Genomic DNA, 12,790 nt, shown 5'->3' with positions numbered 1-12,790 from the left:
ACACCGCGGTGCCGTCATATACTTTTGCCATGTCACAAGAGGATTGCGAAATGGCAATGTCAAAAGTAGTCACGCTGTCAGAGTATCGAGAAAACACTCAGCAGATGCAGATCGACGACATTAGCGCACAGGCGTTCTTGTTTCTACAGGAACAAGCCTCAGAGAACAACGTTCCAATGCGAAAACTCCTCATGGAGCACCTGCTAGGGATCGCATGCGTGGTGAAAGCGGTGGAAGGCCATGACGAGGCCCAAAACTGGTTGGCACTGATCAGCGCCGAGCTAGACGAAGAACTCGCACACTAAACTCACGCCGCTTAGTCGGCGCGGGTTTTCGTCAACCCACAGCGCTCACACTTATAAACACTCACCAACCGTCCCTGCTTTACATCAAACTGCGTACGCTTTTCCACCTTCCACTTATGGTGGCCTTCCCGGCACAGGCTGCTTTGTTTGCGCGGCTTGCGTGGCGCAAATTTAACGACCTCTCCCATATTCTCGAACTCCTTTCTTGTTTTTCTACCCTAAGCCCTCATCAGCACTTATTATACGCGGCAAATGCTCTAGCGAGCCGTGGCAGTGATGATTGCAGGGGGATGTATGGAAATCGATACTAATTGTGTGGTGGCCTTCCACTATGAGCTGCGCGACAGCAGCGGCAGTGTATTGGAAAGTAATTTTGGCGAGACGCCCACCCTCTATTTACACGGTGCGAACAATATTATTCCCGGCCTGGAAAAAGCCTTCAGCAAACGCCAAGCCGGCGATGACTTTGAAGTCACGCTTCCGCCCGAGCAAGCCTACGGCGTAGTGCAAGAAGGTAAACAGCAACGCATTCCTGCCAAGTATTTGAAGCACGAGGGTAAATTACGTGTGGGCCAAATCGTGCGTTTCAATACTGACCAGGGCAGCCGTAGCGCTACCGTAGTAAAGGTGGGCAAATTCTCTGTCGACGTGGACACCAACCACCCACTGGCGGGTAAAACCCTTACCTTTACCATTCATATCGACTCAGTGCGCGCCGCCACCGCGGAGGAGCGTGAGCACGGTCACGCTCATGGCGAGGGCGGACACCAACACTGACGGCGTCGGTTCACGCAGCTTAGCGCCCTACGCTCTCCTCAATAAAATCCAGTAGGCGCTGCCGCGTGGCAGCGCGATGAAAACTTTCAATGTGACCGCCGTCGTATACGTAAAGTGACTTTGGCGGTTTGGCTTGTTCATGTAACTGCTGCGCATGATGCAGAGCAATCACTGGGTCGCGTCGGCCGTGAATAATCAGCACCGGCGCTGACGGTAGCGATAACAGGGCATCGATGGGATCAAAACCCGATGGCATGGCCCAGCCAACCGGCCACTGCAACAACCAGGTAAGGGGGCTCTTAGCAGCCTGCTCTCTCGCCACAGCAGAATAGCGAGTAAAGCCGGCATCGAGCACCAGCCCGGCAATATGCCCCGTAAGCGCCTCGGCCTCTCGCGCAGTCGCGGCAGCCATCAGGCTTGCCCCTAAGCTCTGCCCCAGTCCAAACAAGGGCCAATCCCCCTGCTCAGCCAACAACCACTGCCAGCTTGCGCGTACATCTTCTACCGCCGCCGCCACACTGGGCACCCCCTCGGATTTACCGAAGCCGCGATAGTCAATTAACAGAACATTGACGCCCTCTTTCGGCAACCAATACACACTCGCCAAGTGGGTGCTGATATTCTCGGCATTACCGTGGCTGAATAACAGCGTTGCGCGGGGCTGCTCAGCTGGTAGCCACCAGCCGTGGAGCGCTGTATTTCCGACAGGGATTCGCACATCCTGATACGCAAGGCCGACATCTTCCGGCGTGCGCAGCAACTGCTGCTGAGGAAAAAATAACAGCGCCTCGCAGCCACTTAATAAAACAACGGCGAAACACAACGCCGCCGCACGGCCTAAAAATGCTGACGCCATGATAGCGCTACTCCGTGAGAATGCCCCCAAGGCTGGTCTCGATAGTCGATACTCAAGCGCAAACTGCTATCGGCAGACCATGCATAATTCCCGCTGAGTTTAAGGACCTTCCTTTCTCCGGCGCCGAAGAAGTCCTGCCACTGGCCTGCTATCTCGGCAGAATACTTGGTTCCTTGCCAAAGCTGGCCAATATTGATGCCAGGCGCCAACCGCCAGTCCTCGCGAAAATCCGCGTTATATTCAAAACGCAATGCCGGCATCAGGTAGGCTACGCCTTTCATCACTGGCCAGGTCCCGCCGCCGCTGGCATTAATCTGCGCAACAAGCGGCTGACTGGGGGCATCATCCAAGCGCTCCAACCCCAGCTGAACCTGCCAGCTGATCGGTGAAAAGAACTCTCCCCGAGGAGATAAGGAACGGATATCGACGAGGTCGAAGCGTTGCAAGCGCACGCCTTCCTGATCCTGCCACCGCAACGCCAAGTTACCCATTACCAAACTGGCTCCCTCAGGATAGCCCGCCATAGCATCCAGGGCATCGTGATAACTAATCCGCCAATTCAGATCGACATACTCCAACGCCTCGTTTCCCGCAGGCCCCTGCTCGGAAAATTCTCGATAACCCACGCCCAAGCCGAACATTGACGTTCTGTGCCCACGCTCCGGTCGCGGCGGCGTGCTGACTACCGGCGCGCTAAAGCCTCCAGGCTTACGTGCACCACGGAGTAAGCGAAGACTCCGCGCCGCCATTTCAGTGGTTCGCGGAGCCGTGTTCAGTCGATAACGCAAGTATCTATAAGCGGCCAGGTAGGTTGCTCGCTGAGCGTCGGCATCCAGGCCGGTATCCGCTAAGTCTTCCCTTTCGCCGTCGGCCAGTTGCCGAACCCAGACTCTTTGCTCGGCACTGAGAGCCGCCGTTAAGGTATCTAACTCCAGCCGCTTTGACGGCCGGTAATCAATCTGACCGACCAATCCAGCGTCAACCACTTCGCGCACCGTGTCCACTGGCATTGCGGCATATTCGAAGGGGCTCGTTAGATCCAGGCCGGGACGCGCAACTTCCAATAGCTCCAACAAGCGATAGGAACAGTTTTCGTCAAAGAAAAAATAGTCGAAGTTAACATTGCGCAACTCCCACACATGACTGAGTAAACGCTCTATTTCTTCATCCGCTAATGTCAGCCGATACTCCCACATATCGCGATTTTCCAGGCGGGTATATTCCTGAATCTTTTGATAGTAGGGCTGCATGCTGAACAGCCCTGGGTAGCCACCAAATAAGCCCCGGTAGGCGTAGAGCAAATCGTTCTCACCGGGCGGGATATTCGCGCCGAAATTTAACGCATACGAGAGGAAATCGCTGTCGCCGCGCTCACCCGCAGGGTCCAATCGCAAAAAGGTATGTCCATACATCGATGAGGGGCTGTTCAAATAACTTGAGGCGAGCACTAAAACAACCGCGTCCACATTAAGCTTGTCACGCCATTGCCGATATTCGTCGCAGTGCTGAGCGGCCGGTGCCAACAGTTTTTTTTCAACCAGCCACTGCTCTCGCGCTGGATAGCGGCATCGCAACGACGGCTCCGCTGAAAACGCCGCAAGCGTTTCTGTTAGTTCTGCAAGTGGACTACTCCGGCCAGTCTCAGCCAGAAAAAACCGCGGGTCGTCGACATAGCTGGGGCCTGTCGATGACTTTGGGAAGTGCAGCAACGCGCGCCACTGTGGCTCCGCGGCATACGCCTGCAGCGACTCCGTCGTGGCCGCAACCAACGCTGAGCTGGCGCACATACCCAGCAATATAGTCAGAGCTTGTTTTAGCTTCGCTCTCATATTTTATTTCTTCCATAAACACAAAACGGCCCCTCGGGGCCGTTAAGGTAACGCTAATGCCAAGCAATTAGGAAACGTACTTCGCCAGCTGCTTATCCTGCTTCATCAATTCCACAATAGAATTCATCACAGATTCCGCATTCACGTCAGCCGAGGGGAACAGGCTGTCGAAATTATTATGCAGTGTGGTTTTAAATACTGCGCGATCTTCCTCGGCAATGCCAAAAGACACAGCAACAGCCGTCAGGGCCTCACCTTCGCCGCGAGCGACGTCTTCAGAAAACTCGTCCATGATCTGACCGACGTTCACCATCGACTTACCGCCATATGTCAGCGTGCCGTCGGCTGAACAACCGTTGGTGCCAGAGGTCATACCGAAAGTCGCATTACCGGAGGTACCATTAGTCCATGAAGCCAGGAAGTGAGATGCCAGTCCAGACTGGCCTGAGAATAGCATATTCCCCCAACCGCAATTTGGGCCACCCGGCGCAACAGCGAAACTTGCACTAGATGCCGCCAAAAAAGCCGTTGCCATCATTACTTTTTTCATAGGATTTCCTCTTGTTGTTGTTTGCATTCCATCAAACTGCACGTCGAGGTTATCACAGCCTTCAAGCTTGTCTAGCGGCAATCTCTGCTATGTCACACTATATAAAAATGACTTTATCTCACGCATAAAAAAACCCCACCGAGGCGGGGTTTCGTTCACAGCGAGAGCACTTATTCCGCTTCGGGAGCGGCGACCTCTTCTGCTTCAACTTCTTTCATAGAAAGTTTAATGCGACCACGCTGATCGACATCCAGGACTTTAACTTTAACTTCCTGACCTTCTTTCAAGTAGTCGCTGACATTCTCAACACGCTCTTCCGAGATTTGCGAGATATGTACCAGACCATCCTTGCCGGGCAGGATATTAACAAAGGCCCCGAAGTCGACGATACGCGCTACAGTGCCAACGTACGTTTCACCGACTTCAGCCTCTGCAGTAATAGCGAGAATGCGCTCCACTGCAGCATCGCGAGATGCAGCATCAGAACCGTAAACACGCACGGTGCCATCATCTTCAATATCGATTTGCGCTTCAGTCTCTTCGCAAATACCGCGAATAGTCGCGCCGCCTTTACCGATAATGTCGCGAATCTTGTCAGAGTCGACCTTCATCACGTGCATGCTGGGGGCATTGTCCGACACGCCGTCGCGAGATACCGACAGCACCTGATTCATCTGACCCAAGATGTGCAAGCGCGCTTGTTGCGCTTGCTCCAGCGCGACTTCCATGATCTTTTGCGTGATGCCTTCGATCTTGATGTCCATCTGCAATGCAGTAACACCGTCGGCTGTACCGGCAACTTTGAAGTCCATATCACCGAGGTGATCCTCATCACCCAGGATATCGGTCAGTACCGCGAAGCGCTCACCTTCTTTAACCAGACCCATAGCAATACCAGCAACGGGCGCTTTCAGCGGCACACCGGCATCCATCAGCGACAGGCTGCCAACGCACACTGACGCCATGGAGCTAGAACCATTGGATTCAGTAATTTCAGACACCACGCGAATGGTGTAAGGGAATTCTTCAGCCGTGGGCAATACCGCAGCCAAACCACGACGAGCCAAGCGGCCGTGACCGATTTCGCGGCGGCCTGTGCCACCCATGCGACCACACTCGCCCACCGAGTAAGGAGGGAAGTTGTAGTGCAGCATGAAGTTGTCTTTACGCTCGCCTTCCAGGGCATCGATGAGCTGTGCGTCACGAGTGGTACCCAGAGTCGCAACACCAATGGCCTGAGTTTCACCACGAGTGAAAAGGGCAGAACCGTGGGCCTTGTTCAGCATGCCCACTTCTACGCTAATGGGTCGCACAGTGCGGCCATCGCGACCGTCGATGCGTGGCTCGCCATTGAGGATGCGCTGACGAACAATTTGCTTTTCCAGCTTGCCGAATACCGCTTTCACGTCTTCAGCATCAAACTCGGCGTCATCACCAGAAGCCAGTTGCTCAACGGCTTGGTCGCGCAGCTCGCCCACTTTGGCGTAGCGCTCCATTTTGTCGGTAATGCGGTAGGCCTCACCCAAACCACCTTTAAAGCCATCGGCAACAGCGGCCATCAGCGCGGTGTTCTCGGGCTCAGGCTGCCAGTCCCAAGTGGGCTTGCCCGCTTCAGCGGCCAGCTCTTTAATCACTTTAACGGCGGCCTGCATTTCCTGGTGGGCGTACAATACCGCACCCAGCATTTGATCTTCGCTCAGCTCTTGCGCTTCTGATTCAACCATCAGAACGGCGTCTTCAGTGCCCGCAACAACCATGTCCAGCAGGCTTGTGCTCAGCTGGCTGTAGCTCGGGTTGAGGATATAGCCATCTTCTGCGGTGAAGCCCACGCGAGCGGCACCGATAGGGCCAGCAAAAGGAACACCCGATACCGCCAGCGCGGCCGACGTACCGATCAGTGCCGCGATATCCGGGTCAACGTCTTTCTCAGACGACATGACAGTACAAACAACCTGCACCTCATTTTTAAACCCATTGGGGAATAACGGACGAATCGGACGGTCGATCAAACGCGACGTCAGCGTTTCTTTCTCAGAGGGACGACCTTCGCGCTTGAAGAAACCACCGGGGATTTTACCGACGGAGTAAGCACGCTCTTGGTAATGCACAGACAAGGGGAAAAAGTCCTGACCGGGCTTGGCAGTCTTTGCTGCAACCACGGTACACAGAACTTGAGTTTGCTCGATGGTGACGAGCACCGCGCCACTTGCCTGACGGGCAACGCGGCCGGTTTCCAATGTAACGGTTTGACCGCCCCACTGGAACGTTTTAGAAACGGGATTCACGAATTATTTCCTCCCTAAACAGGGGTTACAAAAAGTATGAGGGGGCCTGCGGCCCCCTCACTTATTCTTCTTTTAGCGACGCAGACCCAAACTTTTAATCAGTTTGCTGTAACGCTCTTGGTCTTTGCGTTTCAGGTAGTCCAGCAATTTACGACGCTGGTTTACCATGCGGATCAAACCACGGCGAGAGTGGTGATCCTTTTTGTGGCCTTCAAAGTGACCCTGCAACTTGTTGATGTTTACCGTCAACAGTGCAACTTGCACTTCTGGCGAACCAGTGTCGCCTTCGGCAGTTTGGTACTGTTTTACAACTTCAGCTTTTTCTGCGGCAGATAGTGCCATAATAATTTCCTCTTACTGATATGCGTGAATAAGCAAGCCTGACCGTGCATATCTACAGACAGGTTTGGAAACCCTTCGGGCCTCGTCAAACTTTACAACTGGCCTCACGCAATACATCGCGAAAACCAGCGACGTATTATCACATATTTGCCAGCAAACGACGAGGCGTAATGCGCCCGTCGGCCAACAATTCACCCAAGCCCATAAAAACCGGGCCAGATGGCGCGGTTTCGTATAAGCGAAACAACTCCCCGGCAGGCAACTGCGGCACAAATACCGCCTGACCGTTGCGCAAAAAGCCAGCGGCGACCTCACCAAGCCGCGCCACCGGGATATGAGTCAAGGCGGTGTCCAAGGGCAGCAACAAGGCGTCAAGCTCGTCAAATGCCTCCCGGTCACGCAGTGGCTGCAGCGCTTCGAAATCCAAGGCCTGAGACTCGTCGAAGGGCCCTGCCTGCACACGCCGGAGGGCGGAAACATAGCCGCCTACCGTCAGCGCCGCGCCAATGTCTTCGGCAAGTGAGCGAATATAGGTGCCCTTGCTACAGTGAACCAACAGGTCGACTTCAGCACGCGCGCCGGGCCGAAACCTCTCAAGCTCGAGGCGGCTGATGGTAACAGGGCGCGCCTCACGCTCAACTTCAACACCCTTACGCGCCAGCTCATAGAGCGGTTTGCCGTCTTTTTTGAGGGCGGAGTGCATTGGCGGCACCTGCAGAATCTCTCCACGAAATTCCGGCAGCGCTGCCTCGACGTCGGCCTCAGAAAGAAAGCTAGCATCGGTAACAGCCACGACCTCACCCTCGGCATCGCCAGTGCTGCGCTGCTCGCCGAGCACAACCGTAGTGCGATAAACCTTGTCAGCATCGAGGAGGTACTGGGAAAACTTCGTCGCCTCACCAAAGCAAATCGGTAAAACGCCGCTGGCTAGCGGATCGAGCGCCCCGGTATGGCCGGCTTTTGCTGCTTTGTAGATCGCTCGAGCCACAATCATGGCAGAGTTAGAGCTGCGCTCCAGCGGCTTATCCAACACAAGGATGCCGCTAACTGCGCGGCCTTTTCGACGACGCCCCAAGCTCAGGCCTCGTCGTCGTTATCGGCCTGGCGGCTGCGATCGGAATCGACGGCCTGCTGAATGAGCGAACTCAGACGCTGGCCTCGATCAATAGAAGAGTCGTAGAAGAACCGCAACTGCGGCGTTGTACGAGCATTATTTACCTTGGCAACATGGCTGCGCAAAAAACCTGCAGCCTTGTTGAGCGCCGCCAATGACTCAGCGGCTTCCTCGGCATTGTCTTTACCCATGACCGTCACGAAAATTTTCGCATGACTCAAATCACGGCTCACTTCAGCGTCCGTGACACTCACCATACCAATGCGTGGATCGCGAAGTTCAAGCTGGATCAAACTGCCCAGCTCTCGCTTCAAAAAGTCGGCGATGCGGGCGGTACGACTAAATTCTTTCATTAGCGTGCCTCCCGCTCTTGCAATGCCTTACAGTGACCGGGCAATTTCTTTCACCTCGAACACTTCGATCTTGTCGCCGGGACGAACATCTTTGTAGTTCTTAACGCCGATACCGCACTCAAGACCGTTCTTCACTTCGTTCGCATCGTCCTTAAAGCGACGCAGGGATTCAAGTTCACCCTCGTATATCACCACATCGTCGCGCAGAACGCGGATCGGCTTGCTGCGATAAACCGTACCCTCGACGACCATACAGCCGGCGATGTCACCAAACTTCGGCGAACGGAATACGTCACGCACTTCGGCAATACCCACAATTTCTTCGCGCATTTCTGGGCTGAGCATACCGCTCAATGCCGACTTCACATCGTCGATCAAATCATAGATAACGCTGTAGTAGCGCAGGTCGATACCTTCGCTTTCCGCCAACTTCCGCGCACTGCCGTCAGCACGTACGTTAAAGCCAAACATCACCGACTCGGAGGTCATCGCCAGATTCACGTCAGACTCAGTGATACCGCCTACACCGCCGGTCACAATGTTGACGTTTACTTCGTCATTGCCAAGATCCAGCAATGACGCTTGGATGGCCTCGAGCGAACCGCGCACATCAGCTTTTAGCACGACATTCAGGGTCTTGCGATCACCGGCTTCCATGCTTTCAAACATGCGATCCAGTTTGGCAGCTTGTTGACGCTTGATACGCTGCTCGCGCTCGCGCACCTGACGGAAGTCAGCCACTTCACGCGCCCGGCGATCGTTTTCAACCACCACGAAACCGTCACCCGCTTCAGGCGTACCATCCAAGCCGAGAATCTCGACGGGGATCGATGGCCCGGCTTGCTTAACTGGCTTACCGTTCTCGTCCAGCATCGCCCGAACACGGCCATAGCACTGACCGGCCAGAACAATATCGCCTTGCTTGAGCTGGCCTTGCTGCACCAGCACAGAAGCCACGGCACCGCGACCTTTATCAAGGCGCGACTCAATCACCATACCCTGAGCAGGAATATCGTCAGCGGCTTTAAGCTCTAGCAGTTCAGCCTGCAGCAGCACGGCATCCAGCAGGGCATCTATGCCCTCACCGCTGTGTGCAGATACATAGCAGAACTGTGTATCACCGCCCCACTCTTCAGAGATAACCTCTTTCTGAGAGAGTTCGGTTTTCACCCGCTCGGGGTCGGCGCCCTCTTTATCCATTTTGTTAACCGCAACTACCAGCGGCACTTCGGCTGCACGAGCGTGGGCAATTGCCTCTTCGGTTTGCGGCATAACACCATCGTCAGCCGCAACTACCAAGATAACAATGTCGGTACTTTTCGCACCGCGGGCACGCATTGCCGTAAAGGCCGCGTGTCCTGGAGTATCCAGGAAAGTGATCATGCCGTGACCAGTTTCCACATGGTAGGCACCAATGTGCTGGGTAATACCACCCGCCTCGCCGCTGGCCACTTTTGCCTTGCGAATATAGTCCAGCAGAGACGTTTTACCGTGATCAACGTGACCCATTACGGTCACTACCGGAGCGCGCGTCTTCAGGGTGCCCTCACCCGTCTGAGCAACCAGCGTTTCTTCCAACGCCTCTTCCACGGCATCTTCAGAAACGATCTTGGCCTTGTGGCCCATTTCTTCGACAACGAGTTGCGCCGTTTCCTGATCCAGAGGCTGATTAATGGTCACCATCATGCCCATTTTCATCAGCTCTTTAATTACTTCAGCCGCTTTCACCTTCATTTGCCCCGCCAGCTCACTGGCGGTGCTGGTTTCACCGATAGACACCTCGTAGGTGATCTTCTCAGTGGGCGCCTGGAAGGCGTGGCGCTGCTGATCTTCTGGCAGTTTGAGCGTTTTCTTCTTGCGGCGACCGGCTCCGCGATCATTATCAAAGTCGTCGCGACGACCTTTGCCTTTTTTGCCTTTTTTGCCCTTGCCGCGATCGTCATTATCGCTGCTTGGCGCGGCCCGCAAATGACGGGGACCGGCTGATTTCTTCTGCTCAGTTTCAACGCGTTCTTTGCGCTTGCGCTCACGCTCTTCTTCTTCGCGCTTTTTCTCCGCTAAGACAGCAGCACGACGCTCTTTCTCGCGTTCTTCCTCTTCTTTACGGCGCAGGATTGCACGCTGACGCAGGATTTCCGGGTCGATATCACGAGGGTCTTCTTCAACAACCTCTTCGACGTATTCGTCCTGAACAGGGGCGGCTGCCACCTCAGGCTCCGCTTCCGGCTCGGGCTCCGCTTCCGCCGCGGGCTCTTCTGTCACTGGCTCTGGCTCGGGCTCAGCTTCCGGTTCGGGCTCAGGCTCGGGTTCCGCCACGGGTGCAGGCTCTGCCGCCTCGACAACCTCAGTTTCTTGAGGTGCTGCGGTTTCGGGCACCTCAGCTGCAGGCGCTTCTTCTTTGACTTCCGGCTCAGCAGCAACCTCAACAGGCGCTTCAGTGGCTGCAGCTTCCGCTTGCTCAGCTTCAGCAGCCAGACGCGCCGCTTCCTCGGCCTCTGCGGCCAGCTCAGCAGGGTCGCGTTTTACATACGTCCGTTTTTTGCGCACTTCGATGTTGACAGTTTTCTTGCCCGCACCCGAACCTGTTTTTAGCGTACTGATGGTCTTACGCTTCAAGGTAATTTTACGCGGCCCCTCGGTGGACTCACCGTGGCTGCGCTTTAGAAAGGTCAGCAGAGTTTGCTTGTCTTCGTCGGACACCTTTTGTTCCGCCGAGCTGTGCGACAAACCGGCCTCTTTCATCTGCCTAAGTAGACGCTCTACTGGTGCGCCAACAACTTCGGCAAGCTGGCTCACGGTAACTTCAGCCATTCATTATCTCCCTAAACTGTACGACTCGCTTAGCTTGCTGATTCGTCTTCGTCGGCAAACCAGGGGGCACGGGCAGTCATAATCAGCTCAGCAGCCCGCTCTTCAGTCATATCTTCAATATCGAGAAGATCTTCAACAGCTTGTTCAGCCAGATCTTCCATCGTCACAATGCCACGGCTGGCGAGGATGAAGGCCAGGTGTTTCTCCATGCCATCCATCGTCAACAGGTCTTCAGCCGGCTCAGCAGCATCGAGTTGTTCTTCACTTGCAATTGCCTGAGTCAGCAGCGCGTCTTTGGCTCGCGCGCGCAATTCCTGAGCAATTTCTTCGTCAAAACCTTCGATCGCCATCATCTCTTCAAGCGGAACGTAGGCCACCTCTTCAAGGGTGGTAAAGCCTTCTTCCACAAGAACCTCGGCAACATCTTCGCCAACGTCCAAGCTCTCCATGAAAGATTCGATAACCTGGCCGGATTCCTGCTCGTGCTTCTCAGCCATCTCATCAACGCTCATTACGTTGATCGTCCAACCCGTCAGCTCACTAGCCAGTCGAACATTCTGTCCGGCACGACCGATGGCCTGCGCCAGGTTATCCTCGGCAACACCCACATCCATGGTATTGGTATCTTCGTCGACGACGATCGACTCAACTTCAGCCGGTGCCATCGCGTTGATGACCAGCTGCGCTGGGTTGTCGTCCCACAGGATAATGTCAACACGCTCATTGCCGAGCTCACCCGACACGGCTTGTACACGCGAACCGCGCATACCCACACATGCACCAACCGGGTCGATGCGGCCGTCGTTAGTCTTAACGGCAATCTTCGCACGAGAACCGGGGTCACGCGCAGCAGAGCGGATTTCGATCACATCCTCAGAAACTTCGGGCACTTCAATTTTGAAGAGCTCGATCAGCATTGCGGGGCATGCACGGCTCAGGAACAGCTGCGGGCCTCGCGCTTCCGGGCGAACATCTTGCAGAATGGCGCGAACACGGTCATTGATGCGGAAAACTTCCCGACCCACCAACTCTTCTCGTGGCAGAAGGGCCTCGGCGTTGTTACCCAGATCAACAATGATGCTGTCACGGGTGACTTTTTTAACGGTTCCGTTAATCAGCTCGCCAACACGACCTGCATACTCTTCAACAACTTGCGCGCGCTCGGCCTCGCGTACTTTTTGCACGATAACCTGCTTGGCTGTCTGCGCAGCAATTCGGCCAAAGCCGACGTTTTCAATTTGCTCTTCATATACATCGCCAGCCTTAAGGCTCGGGTCACACTCGTGAGCCTCTTCGAGCGTGAACTGCGTGCCGAGCAATGCCATTTCATCATCAGGCATGACTTCCCAGCGACGGAAGGTCTCGTAATCACCGGTCACCCGATCGATTACAACACGGATATCCGAGTCTTCTTCATAGCGCTTCTTCGTCGCAGTGGCCAAAGCCTGTTCCATCGCCTCGAAGATGATGTCCTTAGACACCCCCTTCTCGTTGGATACTGCTTCAACTACCAGCAATATTTCTTTACTCATCGTCCGCCTCTATTCCGTAGCCGGCTGTTATAGTTA

The 12,790-nt window shown here is 54.9% G+C and carries 12 protein-coding genes; 2 read left to right on the top strand and 10 right to left on the bottom strand.

The window, feature by feature from the left end; all coding sequences use genetic code 11:
• The first annotated feature begins 50 nt into the window (after positions 1-50).
• Positions 51-305 carry a hypothetical protein gene (locus AC2Q8J_RS12495; protein WP_027874141.1) on the top strand — a complete coding sequence of 85 codons (255 nt, stop codon included), beginning with the start codon at positions 51-53 and terminating at the stop codon, positions 303-305.
• 11 nt (positions 306-316) lie between these two features.
• Here the strand turns inward: AC2Q8J_RS12495 and AC2Q8J_RS12490 are convergent, their stop codons facing one another.
• Positions 317-493, bottom strand: coding sequence for a hypothetical protein (locus tag AC2Q8J_RS12490; RefSeq protein ID WP_027874142.1), 177 nt, complete (start codon positions 491-493; stop codon positions 317-319).
• A 106-nt stretch (positions 494-599) separates the two neighbouring features.
• Between AC2Q8J_RS12490 and AC2Q8J_RS12485 the strand changes: the two genes are divergently transcribed.
• Complete coding sequence (locus tag AC2Q8J_RS12485; RefSeq protein WP_286836704.1) at positions 600-1,082, top strand: FKBP-type peptidyl-prolyl cis-trans isomerase; 483 nt, start codon at positions 600-602, stop codon at positions 1,080-1,082.
• Between the two features lie 19 nt (positions 1,083-1,101).
• Here the strand turns inward: AC2Q8J_RS12485 and AC2Q8J_RS12480 are convergent, their stop codons facing one another.
• The 9 genes from AC2Q8J_RS12480 to nusA all read right to left on the bottom strand — a co-directional run bounded on the left by AC2Q8J_RS12480 (position 1,102) and on the right by nusA (position 12,754).
• Positions 1,102-1,938, bottom strand: coding sequence for an alpha/beta hydrolase (locus tag AC2Q8J_RS12480; RefSeq protein WP_486451435.1), 837 nt, complete (start codon positions 1,936-1,938; stop codon positions 1,102-1,104).
• A complete protein-coding gene (locus AC2Q8J_RS12475) occupies positions 1,920-3,767 on the bottom strand; it encodes an Lnb N-terminal periplasmic domain-containing protein (protein ID WP_486451434.1) in 1,848 nt (615 codons plus the stop codon). Before AC2Q8J_RS12475 ends, AC2Q8J_RS12480 begins: the two co-directional genes overlap by 19 nt.
• 67 nt (positions 3,768-3,834) lie before the next feature.
• On the bottom strand, positions 3,835-4,317 hold the full coding sequence (locus tag AC2Q8J_RS12470) for a DUF3015 domain-containing protein (RefSeq protein WP_027874144.1): 483 nt from the start codon (positions 4,315-4,317) through the stop codon (positions 3,835-3,837).
• Between the two features lie 170 nt (positions 4,318-4,487).
• On the bottom strand, positions 4,488-6,602 hold the full coding sequence (gene pnp / locus AC2Q8J_RS12465) for a polyribonucleotide nucleotidyltransferase (RefSeq protein WP_486451433.1): 2,115 nt from the start codon (positions 6,600-6,602) through the stop codon (positions 4,488-4,490).
• 72 nt (positions 6,603-6,674) lie between these two features.
• Positions 6,675-6,944, bottom strand: coding sequence for a 30S ribosomal protein S15 (rpsO, locus tag AC2Q8J_RS12460; protein ID WP_027874146.1), 270 nt, complete (start codon positions 6,942-6,944; stop codon positions 6,675-6,677).
• A gap of 139 nt (positions 6,945-7,083) precedes the next feature.
• On the bottom strand, positions 7,084-8,019 hold the full coding sequence (gene truB, locus AC2Q8J_RS12455; RefSeq protein WP_486451432.1) for a tRNA pseudouridine(55) synthase TruB: 936 nt from the start codon (positions 8,017-8,019) through the stop codon (positions 7,084-7,086).
• A 2-nt stretch (positions 8,020-8,021) separates the two neighbouring features.
• On the bottom strand, positions 8,022-8,411 hold the full coding sequence (rbfA, locus tag AC2Q8J_RS12450) for a 30S ribosome-binding factor RbfA (RefSeq protein ID WP_036256379.1): 390 nt from the start codon (positions 8,409-8,411) through the stop codon (positions 8,022-8,024).
• Positions 8,412-8,438: 27 nt separating this feature from the next.
• Complete coding sequence (infB, locus tag AC2Q8J_RS12445; RefSeq protein WP_486451431.1) at positions 8,439-11,222, bottom strand: translation initiation factor IF-2; 2,784 nt, start codon at positions 11,220-11,222, stop codon at positions 8,439-8,441.
• A 29-nt stretch (positions 11,223-11,251) separates the two neighbouring features.
• Positions 11,252-12,754, bottom strand: a complete 1,503-nt coding sequence (nusA, locus tag AC2Q8J_RS12440; RefSeq protein ID WP_486451430.1) for a transcription termination factor NusA — start codon at positions 12,752-12,754, stop codon at positions 11,252-11,254.
• Positions 12,755-12,790: the final 36 nt, after the last annotated feature.

It is taken from the genome of Spongiibacter sp. C9W, from assembly GCF_057370015.1.
Note: the sequence above shows the minus strand (reverse complement) of the source record. Positions and strands in the feature narration are given on the sequence as shown.

Bases quoted from the DNA above. Each gene is read 5' to 3' on its own strand.
- AC2Q8J_RS12495 (WP_027874141.1), top strand. From the start codon at position 51: ATGGCAATGTCAAAAGTAGTCACGCTGTCAGAGTATCGAGAAAACACT.
- AC2Q8J_RS12490 (WP_027874142.1), bottom strand. From the start codon at position 493: ATGGGAGAGGTCGTTAAATTTGCGCCACGCAAGCCGCGCAAACAAAGC.
- AC2Q8J_RS12485 (WP_286836704.1), top strand. From the start codon at position 600: ATGGAAATCGATACTAATTGTGTGGTGGCCTTCCACTATGAGCTGCGC.
- AC2Q8J_RS12480 (WP_486451435.1), bottom strand. From the start codon at position 1,938: ATGGCGTCAGCATTTTTAGGCCGTGCGGCGGCGTTGTGTTTCGCCGTT.
- AC2Q8J_RS12475 (WP_486451434.1), bottom strand. From the start codon at position 3,767: ATGAGAGCGAAGCTAAAACAAGCTCTGACTATATTGCTGGGTATGTGC.
- AC2Q8J_RS12470 (WP_027874144.1), bottom strand. From the start codon at position 4,317: ATGAAAAAAGTAATGATGGCAACGGCTTTTTTGGCGGCATCTAGTGCA.
- rpsO (WP_027874146.1), bottom strand. From the start codon at position 6,944: ATGGCACTATCTGCCGCAGAAAAAGCTGAAGTTGTAAAACAGTACCAA.
- rbfA (WP_036256379.1), bottom strand. From the start codon at position 8,411: ATGAAAGAATTTAGTCGTACCGCCCGCATCGCCGACTTTTTGAAGCGA.
- infB (WP_486451431.1), bottom strand. From the start codon at position 11,222: ATGGCTGAAGTTACCGTGAGCCAGCTTGCCGAAGTTGTTGGCGCACCA.
- nusA (WP_486451430.1), bottom strand. From the start codon at position 12,754: ATGAGTAAAGAAATATTGCTGGTAGTTGAAGCAGTATCCAACGAGAAG.